20 protein-coding genes are annotated in these 17,554 nt (G+C 48.7%); 10 read left to right on the forward strand and 10 right to left on the reverse strand.

Annotated elements, in window-relative coordinates:
• Positions 1–12: 12 nt before the first annotated feature.
• From LC073_RS12000 to LC073_RS12025, 6 genes are all read right to left on the reverse strand, one after another.
• A complete protein-coding gene (locus LC073_RS12000) occupies positions 13–744 on the reverse strand; it encodes a HupE/UreJ family protein (RefSeq protein ID WP_226647347.1) in 732 nt (243 codons plus the stop codon).
• Positions 745–915: 171 nt separating this feature from the next.
• A complete protein-coding gene (locus LC073_RS12005; RefSeq protein WP_226647349.1) occupies positions 916–1,647 on the reverse strand; it encodes a hypothetical protein in 732 nt (243 codons plus the stop codon).
• 31 nt (positions 1,648–1,678) lie between these two features.
• Positions 1,679–3,430, reverse strand: coding sequence for a hypothetical protein (locus LC073_RS12010; RefSeq protein WP_226647351.1), 1,752 nt, complete (start codon positions 3,428–3,430; stop codon positions 1,679–1,681).
• 449 nt (positions 3,431–3,879) lie between these two features.
• Positions 3,880–4,491 (reverse strand): TPM domain-containing protein, encoded by a 612-nt coding sequence (locus tag LC073_RS12015; protein ID WP_226647353.1) that lies wholly within the window; start codon positions 4,489–4,491, stop codon positions 3,880–3,882.
• On the reverse strand, positions 4,491–5,249 hold the full coding sequence (locus LC073_RS12020; protein WP_226647355.1) for a TPM domain-containing protein: 759 nt from the start codon (positions 5,247–5,249) through the stop codon (positions 4,491–4,493). Before LC073_RS12020 ends, LC073_RS12015 begins: the two co-directional genes overlap by 1 nt.
• A 17-nt stretch (positions 5,250–5,266) precedes the next feature.
• Positions 5,267–5,881, reverse strand: a complete 615-nt coding sequence (locus LC073_RS12025) for a LemA family protein (RefSeq protein WP_226647357.1) — start codon at positions 5,879–5,881, stop codon at positions 5,267–5,269.
• Between the two features lie 86 nt (positions 5,882–5,967).
• Here LC073_RS12025 and LC073_RS12030 point away from each other — a divergent pair, with 86 nt between their 5' ends.
• The 7 genes from LC073_RS12030 (at position 5,968) to LC073_RS12060 (ending at position 11,552) form a co-directional block, all read left to right on the forward strand.
• Positions 5,968–6,504, forward strand: coding sequence for a YaeQ family protein (locus LC073_RS12030; RefSeq protein ID WP_226647359.1), 537 nt, complete (start codon positions 5,968–5,970; stop codon positions 6,502–6,504).
• Positions 6,505–6,518: 14 nt separating this feature from the next.
• Complete coding sequence (locus LC073_RS12035) at positions 6,519–7,001, forward strand: YajQ family cyclic di-GMP-binding protein (protein ID WP_226647361.1); 483 nt, start codon at positions 6,519–6,521, stop codon at positions 6,999–7,001.
• An 11-nt stretch (positions 7,002–7,012) separates the two neighbouring features.
• On the forward strand, positions 7,013–7,948 hold the full coding sequence (locus LC073_RS12040; protein ID WP_226647363.1) for an esterase-like activity of phytase family protein: 936 nt from the start codon (positions 7,013–7,015) through the stop codon (positions 7,946–7,948).
• 184 nt (positions 7,949–8,132) lie between these two features.
• Positions 8,133–9,071, forward strand: coding sequence for an SdiA-regulated domain-containing protein (locus LC073_RS12045; RefSeq protein WP_226647366.1), 939 nt, complete (start codon positions 8,133–8,135; stop codon positions 9,069–9,071).
• On the forward strand, positions 9,072–9,665 hold the full coding sequence (locus tag LC073_RS12050) for a uracil-DNA glycosylase family protein (RefSeq protein WP_226647367.1): 594 nt from the start codon (positions 9,072–9,074) through the stop codon (positions 9,663–9,665).
• Positions 9,665–10,387 carry a uracil-DNA glycosylase gene (ung, locus tag LC073_RS12055; protein ID WP_226647369.1) on the forward strand — a complete coding sequence of 241 codons (723 nt, stop codon included), beginning with the start codon at positions 9,665–9,667 and terminating at the stop codon, positions 10,385–10,387. Before LC073_RS12050 ends, ung begins: the two co-directional genes overlap by 1 nt.
• A gap of 340 nt (positions 10,388–10,727) precedes the next feature.
• The gene (locus LC073_RS12060; RefSeq protein WP_226647371.1) at positions 10,728–11,552 is read left to right on the forward strand and encodes a hypothetical protein; all 825 of its coding nucleotides are present in this window, start codon (positions 10,728–10,730) and stop codon (positions 11,550–11,552) included.
• A gap of 165 nt (positions 11,553–11,717) precedes the next feature.
• Here the strand turns inward: LC073_RS12060 and LC073_RS12065 are convergent, their stop codons facing one another.
• From LC073_RS12065 to LC073_RS12075, 3 genes are all read right to left on the reverse strand, one after another.
• Positions 11,718–12,281 (reverse strand): hypothetical protein, encoded by a 564-nt coding sequence (locus tag LC073_RS12065; RefSeq protein WP_226647373.1) that lies wholly within the window; start codon positions 12,279–12,281, stop codon positions 11,718–11,720.
• Between the two features lie 187 nt (positions 12,282–12,468).
• Positions 12,469–13,017: a hypothetical protein gene (locus tag LC073_RS12070; RefSeq protein WP_226647375.1), complete on the reverse strand. Its 549-nt coding sequence runs from the start codon at positions 13,015–13,017 to the stop codon at positions 12,469–12,471.
• A 212-nt stretch (positions 13,018–13,229) separates the two neighbouring features.
• Entirely contained in the window at positions 13,230–14,270 is a 1,041-nt protein-coding gene (locus LC073_RS12075) for a YgfZ/GcvT domain-containing protein (protein ID WP_226647377.1), read from the reverse strand.
• Between the two features lie 114 nt (positions 14,271–14,384).
• Here LC073_RS12075 and LC073_RS12080 point away from each other — a divergent pair, with 114 nt between their 5' ends.
• Positions 14,385–14,630, forward strand: a complete 246-nt coding sequence (locus LC073_RS12080; protein ID WP_226647378.1) for a succinate dehydrogenase assembly factor 2 — start codon at positions 14,385–14,387, stop codon at positions 14,628–14,630.
• Entirely contained in the window at positions 14,605–15,054 is a 450-nt protein-coding gene (locus LC073_RS12085; protein WP_226647379.1) for a protein YgfX, read from the forward strand. Before LC073_RS12080 ends, LC073_RS12085 begins: the two co-directional genes overlap by 26 nt.
• 31 nt (positions 15,055–15,085) lie before the next feature.
• Here LC073_RS12085 and nadB read toward each other — a convergent pair whose 3' ends face one another.
• Complete coding sequence (gene nadB / locus LC073_RS12090) at positions 15,086–16,702, reverse strand: L-aspartate oxidase (RefSeq protein ID WP_226647381.1); 1,617 nt, start codon at positions 16,700–16,702, stop codon at positions 15,086–15,088.
• A 169-nt stretch (positions 16,703–16,871) separates the two neighbouring features.
• Here nadB and rpoE point away from each other — a divergent pair, with 169 nt between their 5' ends.
• Positions 16,872–17,486 carry an RNA polymerase sigma factor RpoE gene (gene rpoE / locus LC073_RS12095; protein ID WP_226647383.1) on the forward strand — a complete coding sequence of 205 codons (615 nt, stop codon included), beginning with the start codon at positions 16,872–16,874 and terminating at the stop codon, positions 17,484–17,486.
• Positions 17,487–17,554: the final 68 nt, after the last annotated feature.

Raw genomic sequence — 17,554 nt, forward strand, 5'->3', positions numbered from 1 at the left:
TTCTGTCGGCGCCTAGCCAAGTAAAGGCCAGATTGCCAAAATTATTAAAATCTGACCCGCTTCCACGCCGAGGTTAAATGCCAACAGGCTCTGCCAAATATTAGGTGAGTTGATACTGAGTATATCGTGCAAAACAAAAGAAAACCCCAGTCCATGTAGTAGGCCCAGCATACAAGCAGTGAAAAAAATTGTTCGCTCGCTGGATGTTGTAGTGATGGATTGTTTCCTTAAGGAAAGCCAGACTACATAGATAATAGAGCTAGTGATCCCGGTTTCAATTAATGGGATAAACCAGGCAGCGGTGGGAATAAAACCAAAGAATCCCGCTGATAGGGTAATACTATGGCCGATGGTAAAGCCAGTGACACGCCAGAATAATAAGGGAAGGGTGAGTGCACTAAGGCTTAGGCAGAGTACAAAAAGCACATGATCTAATCCTTCAATAATATGCACAATGCCCTGCAGGAGAAAGGTCTTTACAGAATCCACATTGGAATGGCTAGTTAGAGCAAATTTATTTATTACCCCTCTAGAGCGAAAAACCTGAGTTTTTCCTGGGTTGTAGTCGAGGATTAAGTTTGCGATGTTTTCCTGATTGAGCAGACCCGGGTTCAGTGAGCTGAACAGCTGATTCTCTACCAAGCTGTTGGGCATATAGGGTTCGGGATTGGTGATTTTGCTTGATAAGGGATCAATAATGCGCTGGGTTTTACTCCCTAGTGAATAAATAAGAGGTAGCCTCATATAGAAATTTTCTTGGTTGGAAGTATGCTCAATATGTAAGACCCTTATATTTGAAGAGAGTGTAAAGTAGGCTTTGCTGTTTGGGGAGGACGCAATTAGAGTTACTATGGAGAGGAGTGCTAAAGCTATAGCAATGGAATGGTGGGCTTTACTCATCTTGTTTTACCCTTTTCATTCTGTGTGGGTTGTAGCGGCTTCTTTGCTCGCACACTGAAATAATATGGGGTAGTTTAAAAGGTCATCATTTTTTATGATTGTTATGTATTCACGGTGATACTCCCAAACATCATTCTTAATTTCTTCTTGACCTATTCTTTCTGGGTTGAGTTTACTTGATAATTGATACTCTGAAACTGGGGATATTAAATCGTACTTTATTTTAATGTCTATCAGCGAATCATTAACATAAATCGGACCACCGGTATTGTTGGGGAAATAATCTTTAATAAATGAGTCCTTAGCTTCCTCTAAGGATTTGAATTTTGGTTCATATCCAATTCGGTATAGTCGTACTGCTTGAACTTGTCCTTCAAGTTGTTTGTTTTCAGAATAAATATTGGTTGTTTTTTCTGCAAGCTTGCCAAGCCCGGTGGGGTTTTCTGCAAATTGATGAAGGTCTACATAGTACTTTAATTCACCTTTTTTTATGTTCTTATTTATATAAGGGAATTGTTTATAGGTTGTCTTGGGCGTTCTTTCCTTATGGAGCTCTACTTTATTGGTAAGTAGATATGAAAGAGGTAATCTTACATATAGATTTATCTCTTCGGGTGTGTGTTCAATAATAATGATCCGCTTGTCAAGGCTTGAGGTAAAATGGGCTTTTGAATCTGGAGTTGTGGCGATTAAAAAAAGTAAACCTGATAAGGCCCAACTATTAATTCTATTAAATGGATTGCTCATGGATAATTGCCTGTAAGGTTTCTTGGTAGGTTTATCGTATAGAAAGCGGTATAAAGGCCGATATTTTCCAATAATTGTCAGATTGGGTAATTTCAATGCTCGCACGGGTTTCTCTCGGTAATTGCTCCATATGCCCCCAGCTGTAGTCTTCTATTAATGAGTGCCACTTGCCGACAATTCTGAAAGTTTTATTTCCGTTTATGACTAATTGATCTACGTGTTCGATTTTTAGGTCACGTATGGATCTGATTGAACCTCGATTGCCGCTACTGGTTGTTGGCTGATAGATTTGTGAAAGATTGTTGACCGTGTGGCTAAATTTCTCTCGGCTTACCAGATTGGCAAGTTGAACCTGTAATTCCTCACTCTGTGGCTCTTCATAGGCGGCGGAAAGCCTTACAAGTAATGTTTCGGTAATTTCTTTTAGTTCTTTTTTGTTGATGGTTCCGGGTAAGGAAACGCGTAGTTCACTTGGAAGGGCGTAATAGATGGGGACTGCGCAGATAATTACGATGCTGTAAAAAAGTATTGGATGCTTGTTCTTTGTTTCCACTTTTTTGCTTCGCAAAGTAAGAATGAAAAATACTGCGAAACAGAAGGAGAAAAGCACAGCCATGGGAATGGCGGTTTTAGTGTTTTTAACGGGTACCGGGGCACTGTTGGGAGCGCGATAATCGTATAAATAGTTTCGCCATTGGATATCGGGAAAATCTGGCATAACATGGGTGGGAAAGGGGCCGGCAGGGTCCTGGATTAACGTGGGAACTGAGTTGATAGACTCGGTGAAAATCTTCCAGTCGATTGTGACACTCTGTGGTAACTCTTTGATATGGTATTTTTCTCGATAACCGATCAGCAGGGAGCCAATCTCAATGAGTTCGCTCTCCTTGACGGTCGTAAAACCAGAATTATTGGCTTTGAGAAATACCGTTTCTATGCTTATGGGTTCAACTAGAGCCTGGTCGATGGTAGTGGGATTTTTTCTGAGTAAAAATTTTTCTGCAGTCTCTTGTAGCTTTCTTCTGCGCTGGGTTGTGAGTGGTTGCCAGGCGTTGAATGATTGATCAGTCCATTGCAATAAATCCCTCGGTCGCAGTAGGATTTCGTGACGAACCTGGTGAGGTTCTACATAGAGAAAGGACCTGAGGGGGTAACGATTATGTTGGCTGATGTTTTGATTTTCGAAGTGAGTATTCCAAGGATCTTTCCAGTCGATTTTTAGAGTTTCTGTCTGAGATAAATACTGGAAACCACTCACTGGTGTATGGCCGTGCTGGCTGGTAAACCCTATTGTGACTGAGGCTGTGCCATCAGTATTCTGTGGAGGACGTATTTCCAGATTGCTCAACCCTTTTATGGGAAATTCCATATTGGCCAGGATAATGGTTTTATCGGAAGGGAAATCCGGCATACGAAGCCCTGTTCTGGGGTCTATTTTCCCGGCAAAGGGGGAATTTCTTGGTTTTCTCTCTGCAATCCTTATAGATGTTGTCGTGGGTTCAATTTTTCCTTCAGGAGAATGAACTTCAATGGCGAACTCTTTCTGTGTTTGGGCAAGCCGAGCTATTTCATAGATGCTTTCCGCTGGTGGTAATTTGGGCCAGAAAGTACCAGCATCAGCTGCGGAGATCTCTAGGCTGATGTGTAAGCTGTTATTAAGTATCTCTATTTTTGCGATATTTGGTGCCGTTTCCGCTCCAGTAAGGCTAATAAATTCAGCGCGAATAAGCGGTGATAGGAGTATCGTTATAAATAACCAAATTGGAATGAGGATTTTGCCCATCTGTCTTTCTGTCGTCGTAATTTCGAATTTTTCCTAGGACGTCCTGTTGTACTGGTAATCAGGCAGCAGAGCGCTGATGAGTGAATCTGGTGGTTTGGTCCAGTGCGAAAGCTACATTTACCTTTTGATAAATTTGATCTGATGAATTCTGAGAAACCATCCAGCCATCTTTGTTGAAGAGTTTGAAGCGGACCCTGTCCTCCAGGGTGGCTAGCAGTTTTTTTGTAATAGAAGCTAGGGGGCAGGCATTTTTATTGGTCACAACATTCAGGAGGCTATGTCCTATTTTGTGACATTCCAAATCATATCATCGTTTGCCAATCCCAACTGTCTCTGGTATTTAATGTTTCCTTAGCTGCAGCTTAGTAGAAGGAATAGTTGGCGCAGAGATATGGGAATATTGTGACGTTAAAAACACGCCTGCAGAAGAAATAGGGCTATGAATGGGGTTAGTTGATCAGGATTAGATGGTTGGGCAGCTCATCCTTTACGGCACTACTGGGGGCGGCCTCTTTTAGTAAGTCTCCACATTGTGCAATACAGAGTAACAGCGCTTCTCCAGCCTTACCGCGCTTAAGCTCCCGCACAAATTGCTCAATGATGGTCTGCCAATCGTCATTGGAAACATGCTGAGCAAGGCCGCGGTCTGCCAGTATCTCTACATAATGCTCCGCCTCACAGACAAAAATCAGCAAACCTAATCGATCTTGAGTGCTGTGCAGTTCTTGTTCCAGAAATTGGCGGCGGGCCAGGTTTGAGGCTCGCCAGAATTTGATTTTCTTGGGCACCAGACGCATGGTAATCGGCCGCCAACGAAAGAACACTGCCAGAACGATAAACAGAACCCACTGAAGCAGGAAGGCTTGTTGAAAACTGAGCCACCAGGGCAGGAATTGAAAAAGCGGCGAGAACAATAGGGTTATGAAGGCGGCCCAAAGGGTAGAAATATATAAATAGTTATCGGCTTCTCGCGCGACAATTGCCACTAGTTCCGCGTCGGTATGGGTTTCGACTTCCTTGATAGCCTCGGCCACCTGGCGTTGATAACTGCTACTTAGCATTACCATCCTCCCGAAGCACCTCCTCCGCCAAATCCACCACCTCCTCCACTAAATCCTCCCGTGCCGCCGCCGGAAAAGCCGCCACCAGAGTGCCCGGCACCGAAGCCGCCACTACCATAGTAGCCACCAAAGCGACCGCGCTTGTAGTTGCGACCATGAACTGGGGAGCTGAGGATTGAGCTGCCGAATAGATGGAGCATCACTAGTAATAGAAATAGCCCAACCACAATGGCCAAGCGCCGGTCTTTTTTGGTTTCCACCGGCTCAGCCACATACTCGTTCTTGGTGGCGGCAATGATGGAACTCACCCCGGCGTTAATTCCTTTGGCAAAATCGCCTTTCTGGAATTCTGGTAGCACCTTGGTTTGGATGATATTGGCTGATAGCGCATCGGTAAGCGCGCCCTCCAGGCCGTAGCCCACTTCAATGCGAACTTTGCGCTCCTTCGGTGCTATTAAGAAGAGAATCCCATTATTTTTCTTCTTCTGCCCCAGCTTCCATTCTCTCGCCAATTGGTTGGCATATTCCTCTATTGTGATCCCTTGAAGCTCGGGTAGAGTGGTCACTACCAGTTGATTGCTGCTTTCAGATTCATATTGCTGAATCAATTCTGTAAGTTTGTATCTCTCTTCGGCGGTCAGTAGTTCAGCTCTGTCCACTACTCGCCCGGATAGGGGGGGGATCTGCACTTCGGCCCACAGCACCATGGCCAGCAGCGATGTGATGAGCGTTATTAAGGTCAGAAAGGGGCGTGTCATAAGGGATTCCCAGCTGCCTATTGGAAGTTGACTTCCGGAGCCTTCTCAGCTCCCTCACTGGTAGCCTGGAAGGTTTCCCTAAGCGGCATATCCCGGTAGAGGAGCGCGTGCCAGATACGGCCGGGAAAAGTGCGAATCTCACGGTTGTAGCGCTGCACTGCCTGGATATAATCCCGGCGCGCCACGCTGATACGGTTTTCGGTACCTTCGAGCTGAGACTGCAAGCTGAGGAAGTTCTGGTTGGCTTTGAGGTCGGGGTAGCGCTCTACCACTAGCATCAGCCGCGACAGGGCGCTGGAGAGCTGTGTTTGTGCGGCTTCGAACTGCTGTAGTTTGGCCGGATCGTTGAGTAGATTTCCGTCCAGCTGTAGAGAGTTCACCTTGGCACGCGCTTCGGTAACGGCCTGGAGGGTCTCGCGTTCATGCCCGGCGTAGGCTTGAACAGTTTTAACCAGGTTGGGTACCAGGTCTGCGCGGCGTTGGTACTGATTCTCCACCTGGGCCCAGGCAGCTTTCACCTGCTCGTCATAGGTGGGGATATTGTTGATGCCGCAGCCACTGATAAAGCTTGCCAGCAGACACAGCAGGGTGCAGCGCCAGATTGGCAGGCTGCCGCCGGTCGCAGAGGTCATGCGGAATATCCTTAATCTTCCGTGCACCAACCAAGAATAGTCCGCCTTAGTTGCAGTGCTAAAGGTGGCGTAGAGATGGAGCCGAAATGGCACTAAAAGCAACAATTTTCAAAGCCAAGGTGCAAATAGCCGATATGGATCGCGACTACTACGCTGAGCATCAGCTCACTTTGGCGCGACACCCTTCGGAAACGGATGAGCGCATGATGGTGCGCTTATTGGCGTTTGCACACAATGCGTCCGATGCATTGGAGTTTACCCGAGGTCTCTCCTCTGATGAGGAGGCGGACTTGTGGCAAAAGAACCTCAGTGGAGAGATTGACCTTTGGATAGAAGTGGGTCTTCCCGCCGAGGAGCGTTTGCGTAAAGCCAGCAACCGCGCCGGACAGGTTTTGGTATACAGTTACGGGCGGCGAACTGCGCCGGTCTGGTGGCAAAAGCTGGAAAGTCAGCTCGAGCGTTTTGAAAACCTCAGGGTTTACCATCTCGCCGCTGATACCACCGAGCAACTGGCGCAGATGGCCGAACGCAATATGGATTTCAGTATCACCATTCAAGATGGCCATATTTGGCTGGCCGATAACAATCACAATACGGAGATTACTCCGCAAATCTGGAAATAGGAGCAGAGAAATTAATGCCTTCTTTTGACATTGTATCTGAAGTGGATAAGCACCAGCTAACCAACGCTGTAGATCAGGTAAACCGTACTGTCACCAATCGCTTTGACTTTAAAGGTGTGGATGCGGAAGTGGAGATGAGCGATTTTTCCCTGGTGGTGCGCGCTGAAGCCGATATGCAGGTAGATCAAATGGTGGATTTGCTGCGCGGTGCTTTGATCAAGTGTGATATTGATCCACTAGCGATGGACGTGGGTGAAAAAGAGCAGTCTGGCAAGCAGGTTAAAGTGGGTGTAACCCTAAAAAATGGCCTAGACAAAGAATTGTCAAAAAAAATCGTTAAGCTAATCAAAGATGAAAAGCTCAAGGTGCAGGCTGCTATTCAGGGTGATCAGGTGCGGGTTACCGGTAAAAAACGCGATGATCTGCAGCAGGTGATTGCCCTTCTGCGTGGCAAAGAGTTGGAGCAGCCGCTGCAATTTAACAACTTCCGTGATTAATTGGTTCTTCAGTGATTAAACGTTTTCTCTTCAGTTTTGCTTTTGTGTTGCTCTCGCCTCTGGCGGCGGCAGTGGAAATTACCCCCGCAAAGCTGCGTGCCAGCTATTGGGTGGATAACAGCGAAGGGCTGGATATTTCAGGTCTGAGCTTTTGTGCTGGCAAGTTGTTGGCGGTTTCCGACAAGAACTCTGGGGAGATTTACGCTTTGACACTGGATGGCGGTCGCGCCGAGTTGCGCTCCCATCTACTTCTCGCTGATCTGGGCATCCCCAGTAAGGATCAGGCGGGGAGTTTATGGGTCGCCTTTACCGAGTTCTTCCGGCCTGCTGGCGAGTTGGACTTTGAGGGTATCAGCTGTGCTGATGACACCATCTATCTTGTGAGTGAGCATTACAATCGTATCGCCAGCGTGGATGCTCGGGGCAGCGCGAATTGGCACGAGCATATCTGGTCAACAAAAGCCAGGGCACAGGGCTATCTGCAAAAGCCCAACGCTTCCAGTGAAGGGCTGGTTAAGGCCGGTAATACCTTTTGGGTGGCAATGGAGCGCGATCCCCGTGGTTTACTGCGGCTCAACGCCAAGGGCGAGGTCAGAACATTTAACCTGCCGCCGGTTTCTGGCCTGGACTTTTACGGGCGCTCAGAAGACCTGACCGGTCTCGACTACTATGACGGAGCCCTCTTCACCCTGGAGCGCAATGCCCACGCTGTGTGTCGAAGGGAGCTCACAAGTCTAAAGGCTCAGTGGTGTGTGGATTACCGCACAATAGAGGAGTCTCCCGAGCGGATTTATGAAGAAACCCGTTATGGCAAGGGAGAAGGCTTAGCTGTCAATTCCCAAGGTATTTTCGTTGTGTTGGATAATAATAATGTCGGCCGTGCACAGGCACCGGAAGATAAGCGCGCCCTATTGCTGCATCTAGCCTTCCCTGATAGTAATCCTTAGGGCCTTCAACCATTATCTTTATGACGGCAAAGTGAAATGCAATTTTTGTCATAGGCGCTGTCGCGCTTGGGTTTTTTCTTTTCAGGGCTGAGGCGGCACTAAGATCGTAGTTAGTGTTCGCACCTGAAAAAAATGTTCCTAATGCAATATCGCCTCTTGTCTTAGCCTTGTAACAGGATTGACTGTGATTAAGCGCTTCCTCTTTAGTGTGGTTTTTTTACATTTGTCATCCCTGGGGATGGCTGCAGAAATTATTCCCGCCAAGAAACTCAATCATTACTGGGTAGATGCCAGTGCAGGACTGAGCATTTCCGGTTTAACTTTTTGTGATGGCAAGCTTTTTACAATTTCCGATAAAAAATCAAAAGAGATTTATGAGATTGTAGTGGCAGGGAGGCACGCGAAATTGGTGCCTTATTTGACTATCTCAGGGCTTGGTACTCCTCAAAAAGATAAGCCCACAAACTTTTGGCACTTTCTACTGGAGCTTACCCGGCCGGCCGCGGCAATGGACTTTGAGGGGATCAGCTGTGCAGATAATAATTTTTATTTGTTGAGCGAGCGCTACAACCGTATTGCAGAAATAAATATGCAAGGTGAAGGGCGCTGGTTGGAAAATATGTGGTCGTCGACAGCCAAGGCTCAGGGTTATTTAAAGGGATATAACCTTTCAGGCGTGGGCTTGCAGAAGATCGGCGATGATTTCTGGATTGCTATAGAGCGCGATCCCCGCGGTCTGGTGAAGATCGGCCCGAAAGAGAGCGTACAAATCTTCAAGCTGCCGCCAGTCGCAGGTTTGAATTTTCGCGGACAAACTGAAAATTTAGCGGCTCTCTATTACTATGATGGTGCTCTGTTTACCCTCGAACCAAATGGTTACGCGGTATGTCGAAGGGAGTTGCCAAGCTTGAAAGCGCAGTGGTGTCTTGATTATTGGGATCAGGAAAACTCCTCTGAACTCAGGTACGAAGTGTCCCGTACTGGGGGCAGAGGCGATGGGTTGGCTGTGAGTGAGCAGGGTATTTTTATCGTGTTTGACAACGATAATATTAGCCGCATCCATGACCCTCAAGATCGGAGAGGGCTTCTGTTACAACTGGCTTTCCCCGAGGTGGAGCAGTAGGTGGTGGTCGAAAAGTTACCTGCCTTATTAGAGGAAATTCGCGCTTGTCGTCTTTGTGAGGATCATCTGTCCTTAGGGCCCAATCCAGTGCTACGTGCAGCGGCCTCTGCGCGTCTGTTGATTGTCGGACAAGCGCCTGGGACTAAGGTCCACGCTACTAGCATTCCTTGGAACGACCCCTCCGGTGATCGCCTACGGGAGTGGTTGTCGATTGATAGATACACCTTCTATGACGAATCCCAGATCGCCATTATCCCCATGGGTTTCTGCTATCCGGGGCGTGGTAAGGGGGGCGATCTGCCGCCGCGTCCCGAGTGCGCTGTAACCTGGCACAAGCGCCTGCTGCAACAGTTGCCTCACTTGCAACTCACACTGTTGGTGGGACAATACGCCCAGCGCCACTACCTGCCTCACTGGTATGGCAACATTACTGAGAATGTGCGCCATTACCGCGATGCCCTGCCAGCAGGGTATTTCCCCTTGCCGCACCCCAGTCCACGCAATACGTTATGGCTGCGGCGCAGGCCCTGGTTTGAGGAAGAGGTAGTGCCCGAGTTGCAAAAATACGTAAAAAAGATTTTGAAGGTCAGATAATGCCGGTTCCAGACAGAGTTAAGATTCACCCCTCCTGGTACGATGTGTTGGGCGAGGAGTTCAAGAAGCCCTATATGGCCGAGTTGCGCCAGTTTTTACGGGGAGAAAAAGAGGCTGGCAAGCATATCTATCCACCTGGTGGGCAGATCTTCAACGCCTTTAACTCCACCCCATTTGATCAGGTGAAAGTAGTGATTCTGGGGCAGGACCCCTATCACGGTGTGGGTCAGGCGCACGGCTTGTGTTTTTCTGTTATGCCCGGTGTGCGTATCCCGCCATCGTTACAAAATATTTACAAAGAATTGCACTCTGATATGGGGATACCCCCAGCGCACCACGGTTGTCTACAACCCTGGGCAGAGCAAGGAGTACTGTTGCTCAATGCCACCCTCACGGTAGAGGACAGCAAGGCCGGTGCCCACCAGGGTCGCGGTTGGGAGCAGTTTACCGATGCCGCTATCCATAAACTGGCGGAAGAGCGCGAAGGCCTAGTGTTTGTACTTTGGGGTAGTTACGCGCAGAAGAAAGGCGGGTTTATCGATCGCAATAAGCACCTGGTACTACGCGCCCCTCATCCGTCCCCCCTCTCAGCCCACCGTGGTTTTTTTGGCACCAAACCTTTCTCTCAAGCGAATCACTGGCTACAAGAGCGCGGTGAGAAGCCCATTGAATGGGCCCTGCCTGAGGCGAATCAGTTAAAAAGAGTTGCTGTAGAAGTCTAATAGCAAATATCCCTTCGATAAAAATCACTTCTCAAAATACAATCCCAGCTTACGACCTTTAAGGGTAAGCTGGGCATATTTTGTCAATTAAGCTGAACTATATTGATAAGCGTTTGACATTTGTTTGAACGCAGCTATTCCACCTGTGTGTTTATGCGTCTAAAAGACTCTCACGAACAAATTGATAGTTGCTGGTTTTATAGGCTGTCTATAATTGTTTTGGTTTAAAGTTATATGCTTTTTTAATAAGAGATTTTCTTTTTTTTAATTTCTTTTACGATGGATGGCTGTATGTAAAGTTTTTTTCGATATCTGTTATCTTAAGTGGGAGAGGCTGCAAGTGCTGCTAGTATTGACCAATTTTATTGATTCTCTGATGGATTTCCTCTCGGCTCCATTTGTGGAGGCCTTTCTCACTGCAACTTTTATTGGCTCTGGAGCAGTTTTAAAGAAAAAGGTTGATACAAAAGCTTTCAAAAATTTATGGGGTAAGTTTCTTGGTGAATCTGACTCTGAAATTCATGTAGTGCTTCCTCTGATAAGGCAAAAAACACTTTTTTCTGAAATTACCAATAAGCAAAGTAAGATTCCGAATAATGTATTGTTTTTGCCCTATGATGAGGCTCTTGGGATACAGCTTTTAAAGGATGCTATTGAAAAAGCATATCCAAAGAGAAAAGTAATTTTTCATGATTCCAGAAACTTTGTTGGTGATCATAAGAGCTTTATTTGTGTTGGTGGGCCAGCTGTAAATGTTGTTAGTCGTGATTTGTTACTTACCAGGAAGATAGATGCAAAATTTAAGATGGATTTCTTGGGGCGTTTTGCTGTTGATGAGGTTGATGAAAGTTTATACAAAACGAATACCTTAAAAGGGTCAATTACTGACGATTACGGATTTATCTTTTTCACTCAGAACCCTTACCATAAAGGCAGCTGTGTATGCTTGGTTTTTGGTATATGGTCCCATGGGACTTATTCGGCAGTGCAGGCTTTGTGTCAGAAGGGAAAACCTTTAAAGGAGTTGGTTAGATACCTGAAAGACAATAAGTCTCTATTTGCGGTCACCAAATCTACGGTTAGGGGGATGGTGACAGGGTTTCCATCCGTAGAGAAATTGAGAAAGATAGAGGCGCATTGCCAAGCTTCAGCCGATTCTACTTGAGTTTCCTGTTGTAGGGTGATTCAGGAGGGGGAATTCGTTTTGGTTCTATTCTTTTCTGACTCTTTGCCTATCTTGCATTGTGATGAGTAAGTATGCGGTCTTTACCCCATTTACTTCTGAGTCATAGAGGATAATGGCGGGGTACCTGTGGGAATAATTTTCCATTTAACGGCGCCTTCTTGATCGAATAGGATGTAATTGACTGTCCTCTTTTTTTTCAACAGACTTCCAAAGCGGTCGCATCAATAGTCTGGCGAATGCGAATCCCACAAAAAATATATTACAAATATAAGCCAGGAAGTAGGGTCCAAACTCCCTTTCAAAGAATATTCCTGCGGCATTTAGGGTGCTTATTATGACCACGGAACAGGCTATACCAAAGAGTCCGTAGTAGGTAATTCGCATTATGGTTGAGACAAACTTAAAGTGCCTTTTCCTCCAAAGATAAATGATAAATCCTGTGGTGGCTACACCCATCAAGGCACTGCTGATAGACCACACATATCCCGGCTTGATATGAAAATTTAACATGGCAAGTGAGAGTGCTGCGAGCAGGGCGCTAAACAGGCTGATATAGACAATCATGGCAAGAGATACGACATGTCCCCTGGAGATAGTTTCCACCTTTCGTGACTGAAATGTTGCGACCATCGCTGCAAATCCCGCCAAAATGATAGCGATTTCTATAATATGAAGCAGCTGATCAATTTGTCCCGACAGTTTATCCATCTTCAGCTGTCGTCCTGGGCAGAGATGATTAGTTGGAGTGGATTACTCGTGCTTAAAGGATAGTTTATGCTTTTTTCTGATAGCGTCTTCTATTGAGAATTTGCACAGAACAGAGATTGCTTGATGTCTTAATCGCCTTATTCTAAAGCGACTAGAGAGTTAATTGTAAGTCAATGAAAGTAGCTGTTTATCGCCGACTTATGTGTTTTCTAAGGGGGCCTCTCAGTTCATTTTCTCTTACCACTTCCCACATTGGGCGCATCAATAGTCTGGAAAAGGCATACCCTACGACAAATAGATTAAAAACAAAGGATAGAAAGTAGGGTCCGTACTCTTTGTTAAAGCCAATTCCGAGAGCGTTAAGAAGATTGACAAGAACCATGGTTCCAGCAAATCCAAAAAGAAGGAAGTAGGTGATTTTGGCCGCTTTAGACACTGTCTTTAGCCGTTTTTTTATCCAGAGATAAATAATAGAAAAGGTTATGGCTGCGCTCATGGCAAAGCTGCTTAAAGACCATAGCTTTTGATCGCTTATACCAAAGTTGGATAATGTTAGGGTGAAGGCAGCGAGGAGTGCATTGACCAGACTGATATAAATAATCATAGCGAGGGAGACGATTCTTCCCTTGGTGACCTTTCTCGTTTTCTTGGGCTGGAGGGTACCGATGATTGCGGCAAAACCAGCCAATACAATGCAGGTTTCCAGGGCGATAATAAGCTGATCAATCTCTTTCAATAACCTCTTCTCCTGCTATCGCTATCCCGTTGCCGCTATAGCGGGAAATAGCATAAACAGTGTAGTGGCCGTGGCTACTCTTGTCGTAAATCAGCTAATAAAATTACCCAGGTTTCTTTCCTGTACCAGTAGCCGATTGTCTGTATTTTTTAAATATAAAAAGGCGACTCGGAAAGTCGCCTTTTTAATTTGTGCGGATTAAGTATCGACTTTTAAGCTAAAGGGTCAGCATCGGCATCGTAAGGTAGATCTTGAATCACCAGGGTACGGCCGTCTTTTAGTCTAAGGGGTTCACCAGCGGCAACTTTGGCGATGGTGAGTACGGCGAGTAACTCTATACCCTCATCGCTATGACAAGCTTCAACCAGGTTGCCGATGCTCTGTTGTCCGTCGGCAAAAATTTCCAGTCCGCTGGCGGGAAGATCACCCCCCTCACATTTTGCACGGTACAGGCGGCGCTTGGCGGCACCGCGGAACTGCATACGGGCGACCACTTCCTGGCCGGTATAACAGCCTTTTTTAAAGCTGACGCCGCCGAGCAGGTGCAGGTTGGCCATTTGCGGGATAAACATCTCAGAGGTGGCTGCATCAATTTGGGGGATGCCGGCCTCTATTTGTCCCTTTTGCCATTGGTCGTAGCCGGTGGCTTCGCTGTGTGGGGAAAGTATCTGCCAAAGTTTTTGTGTCTTACTGGCGGGACATAAAAGAGCCAATTGGGACACGTTGGCCAATTGGGCGATACAGCGCTCACCTTCAAAGTCAAAAGTGACTATTTGACCGGGGGAGGGGGCTTCGAAGCCGAGCAATTTTGCCACCTGCTCCGCGACACCCTGACCCTGCAGGCCGAGCCAGTGGGATTCATCGCTGATATCGCAAAGCTCCGCCTTGAAAAACACAGCGTACTTCGCCAGCGCCTGCTGGGCAATCGGGGCCAGGTCGCGGGGCAGGCGGAGTATAAATTCGCTCTGGGAGAGTTTCAGGGCATTAAAGGCACTGATCATGCGTCCCTTGGGATTGCAGTGCGCGCCCAAGGTGCTGTGCCCATCGGGTAGGTTCACAAGGTCACAGGTGAGCTGGCCTTGCAGGAATTTCTGGCTATCGGGACCGATTACTGAAACAGCGCCTACGGGGCCGAGATCGATAAGATGTAACCCCTGGCGATTATCATTGCTGGTAAGAGGGAAGTGGGCTCTGCCGCCTTCCCAAATGGCGCCTTCGCTGCTGAGAAAATCCTGCCACTGTTGCTGGTCCATAGTGTTGCCACCTCCGGTTGTCTTGGTGGCATTAATTGGGGATTGCCGCGCCCCTTTTCAAGTTTGCCCAGCTAGCGGGTATACTGCGCGCTTTAACCTGGTTGGAAATGAAGTATGGATCGCAACCGCCTGTTTTGGGCCAGCCGCCGCGGCATGTTGGAGCTGGATCTGGTGCTGCTGCCGTTTCTGGATAATATCTACGAGACCCTGGAGCCAGAGGATCAGCAGCGCTATGTGCGGCTAATGGATGAGCAGGATCAGGACCTGTTTGCCTGGTTCCTACGGCGTGAAGATCCTGCCGATCCGGATTTGCTGCGTATTGTGCAGATTATTCGTGACAACACCGGGTTACAGCAGTAATTCTCTGCGGTATTACGAGCGCAGCGCGCGCTTAAGCTGCGCTGTTGCGCGATCGCCTCTCCTTCTTGTTTTCTTGTTGTTTGTCACGGTGCAAGCGGTATTGCTGCTGTGGCTATGTGGCCTCCCTTTCTGGCTGTTCTGGCCCTCGCTGTTGTTTGTAAGTGTCTATGCCTTTTTAGAAAAGCGCCACTTGGAGCGAATGGTAGGAATTTTATCGACTCATGAGCGCCGCTGGTTTTGGCGGGGGGCGAATGGTGAGGAGCGTGAATTTGAGTTTTGCGGTGAGTTGGTATTGTGGCAGTGGCTGCTGGTAATCCGTGGGCGGGATCAGGCCGGCGCAACCCTGCACCTTGTGTTGGCGCGGGATGCACTTAATAGAGACGACTGGCGCCGACTACAGGTGGCATTGCGTTATTCGCGCTAGGGCGGACGTGAGTCCGCCCTAACCTCCATACTTAAATGAATTGCCGCTGATTGGCATAGTTTTCCGGTACCAATACCGTATCCATAGCCAATTCTCGTAGTCCCGGATAGTCGAGGGAGTAGTGCAGGCCGCGACTCTCACGGCGGTCCAGGGCCGAACGGATAATCAACTCGGAAACCAGGGCCAGGTTGCGCAGCTCCACCAGGTCGTTGGTGATGCGGTAGTTGGCGTAAAACTCCAGTATTTCCCTCTGCAGCAGTTTCACCCTGTGTTGGGCGCGCAGCAGGCGCTTGCGGGTGCGCACGATTCCCACGTAGTCCCACATAAAGCGGCGCAGTTCATCCCAGTTGTGGGAGATCACTACGTCTTCATCGGAATCTGTCACCCGCGAGGCATCCCACTCCGGCGCCTTACGCGGTGCTTGCACCGAGTCCAGGTGTTCATCGATATGCAAAGCGGCAGATCGGGCGTATACCAGACATTCCAGCAGCGAGTTGCTGGCCAGGCGGTTGGCACCGTGCAGACCGGTAAAGGTGGTTTCACCGATAGCGTAGAGCTGATCGAGGTCGGTGCGGCCGTGCTGGTCCACCATGATGCCGCCGCAGGTATAGTGAGCAGCTGGTACCACCGGGATGGGCTCTTTGGTCATATCTATGCCGTACTTCAGGCAGTTGCTGTATACGGTGGGAAAGTGCTCGCGCACAAAAGCGGGATCTTTGTGGGATATATCCAGGTAGAGGCAATCGGCGCCGAGGCGTTTCATTTCGTGGTCGATAGCGCGGGCGACGATATCCCTAGGGGCCAGCTCGCCGCGCTTGTCGAAACGCTCCATAAAGCGGCTGCCATCGGGCAACTTCAGTTGCGCTCCCTCACCGCGCAGAGCCTCGGTAATCAGGAAAGCCTTGGCCTTGGGGTGGTAGAGGCAGGTGGGGTGGAATTGGTTGAATTCCATATTGGCCACCCGGCAACCGGCGCGCCAGGCCATGGCAATGCCGTCGCCACTGGCGCCATCTGGGTTGCTGGTATACAGGTATGCCTTGCTGGCGCCGCCGGTGGCGAGAATTACCGCTTTGGCTTGCAGAAGCTCCACATCTTCAGTGGTTTTATTCAGCACATAGGCGCCGGCACAGCGAAAGCGGCCTTTTTGTGGGTCAGGCTGGCGGATCAGGTCTATAGCGACATGATGCTCAAAGCAATCGATGTTCGGGCTGTTAAGTACTTTTACCAGTAGAGAGCTGTGTACTGCCCGCCCGGTGGCATCGGCGCTGTGAATAATACGGCGATGGCTGTGGCCTCCCTCTTTGGTCAGGTGGTAGTCCTCACCTTCTCGGGTGAAGTCCACGCCCTGGTCGATCAGCCAGCGAATGGCTGCAGTGCTTTCTTCCACTGTAAAGCGCACAGACGATGGGTGGCAGAGTCCGGCACCCGCGTCTAATGTGTCTGCAATATGTGATTCCACCGAATCCATCTCGTCCAACACCGCGGCGATGCCCCCCTGGGCGAACCAGGTGGATCCGTCCTGCAGGCGCTGCTTGGAGAGCAGGGCTACTCGGTACTTGGCCGAGAGATGCAGGGCCAGGGTGAGGCCGGCGGCGCCGCTGCCGATGACAAGAACGTCGTAGTTTACCTGGGCATTCATAGATTTCATTTATCTTTTAGGGTCGCGTAGTATAGCGCCTCTTAATTTTTCGTCGATTTGACGTGGAACTTATGTCCTATTGTCAGTGTCTTCAACACAGTAAAAGAAACGCCTGCGCAGGCAGCCCTTTAATAAATAGTCGTGGCACCCGCAGTGTGGCTGGATATGGGAGTTGGGGATGACAGCGCATCAGGCGTCAACGAGTGACCGTGAGCTGGTAGAGCGAGTTCAAAAGGGAGATAAACGCGCTTTTGACCTCTTAGTACTCAAGTATCAACACAAAATAGTTGCTGTAGTCAGCAGGTTCATCAAGGACCACAGTGAGGTACAGGATGTGACTCAGGAGGCCTTTATCAAGGCCTACCGGGCGCTCGCCAATTTCCGTGGCGACAGCGCTTTTTACACATGGATGTACCGGATTGCGATTAATACCGCCAAAAACCACCTGGTTTCCCGCAGCCGTAGGCCCCCGTCTTCCGATGTGGATCTAGAGGATGCCGAGTTCTACTCCGGTGCCGACCTGTTGCGGGACAACGAAACGCCTGAAAATCAGATGTTTCGCGACCAGCTGGAATCTGCGGTGCATCGCGCCATTCGCGCACTGCCAGAGGATCTGCGCTCAGCGGTTACGCTGAGGGAGCTTGAGGGACTGAGCTATGAGGAAATCGCCGAGGTAATGGGATGCCCGGTGGGTACGGTGCGTTCGAGAATATTTCGTGCACGGGAAGCTATTGACCGGACAGTCCAGGCCGTGATGGCCGGTGAGCCGGAAACACTGGGTGACCGAGGTTAAATTTGCGGAAAATTTTCCCAATTGGGGAAACAAACCGCCGAGAGCCCGGTCTTATCTCATACCAACTA

The organism is Microbulbifer variabilis (assembly GCF_020524905.1).
GTDB lineage: Bacteria > Pseudomonadota > Gammaproteobacteria > Pseudomonadales > Cellvibrionaceae > Microbulbifer > Microbulbifer variabilis_A.

Excerpts from the sequence above, each read along its gene's own strand:
- LC073_RS12010 (WP_226647351.1), bottom strand. The coding sequence starts at position 3,430 with ATGGGCAAAATCCTCATTCCAATTTGGTTATTTATAACGATACTCCTA.
- LC073_RS12065 (WP_226647373.1), bottom strand. The coding sequence starts at position 12,281 with ATGGATAAACTGTCGGGACAAATTGATCAGCTGCTTCATATTATAGAA.
- rpoE (WP_226647383.1), top strand. The coding sequence starts at position 16,872 with ATGACAGCGCATCAGGCGTCAACGAGTGACCGTGAGCTGGTAGAGCGA.
- LC073_RS12015 (WP_226647353.1), bottom strand. The coding sequence starts at position 4,491 with ATGCTAAGTAGCAGTTATCAACGCCAGGTGGCCGAGGCTATCAAGGAA.
- nadB (WP_226647381.1), bottom strand. The coding sequence starts at position 16,702 with ATGAAATCTATGAATGCCCAGGTAAACTACGACGTTCTTGTCATCGGC.
- LC073_RS12025 (WP_226647357.1), bottom strand. The coding sequence starts at position 5,881 with ATGACCTCTGCGACCGGCGGCAGCCTGCCAATCTGGCGCTGCACCCTG.
- LC073_RS12035 (WP_226647361.1), top strand. The coding sequence starts at position 6,519 with ATGCCTTCTTTTGACATTGTATCTGAAGTGGATAAGCACCAGCTAACC.
- LC073_RS12000 (WP_226647347.1), bottom strand. The coding sequence starts at position 744 with ATGAGGCTACCTCTTATTTATTCACTAGGGAGTAAAACCCAGCGCATT.
- LC073_RS12020 (WP_226647355.1), bottom strand. The coding sequence starts at position 5,249 with ATGACACGCCCCTTTCTGACCTTAATAACGCTCATCACATCGCTGCTG.
- ung (WP_226647369.1), top strand. The coding sequence starts at position 9,665 with ATGCCGGTTCCAGACAGAGTTAAGATTCACCCCTCCTGGTACGATGTG.
- LC073_RS12005 (WP_226647349.1), bottom strand. The coding sequence starts at position 1,647 with ATGAGCAATCCATTTAATAGAATTAATAGTTGGGCCTTATCAGGTTTA.
- LC073_RS12075 (WP_226647377.1), bottom strand. The coding sequence starts at position 14,270 with ATGGACCAGCAACAGTGGCAGGATTTTCTCAGCAGCGAAGGCGCCATT.
- LC073_RS12030 (WP_226647359.1), top strand. The coding sequence starts at position 5,968 with ATGGCACTAAAAGCAACAATTTTCAAAGCCAAGGTGCAAATAGCCGAT.
- LC073_RS12080 (WP_226647378.1), top strand. The coding sequence starts at position 14,385 with ATGGATCGCAACCGCCTGTTTTGGGCCAGCCGCCGCGGCATGTTGGAG.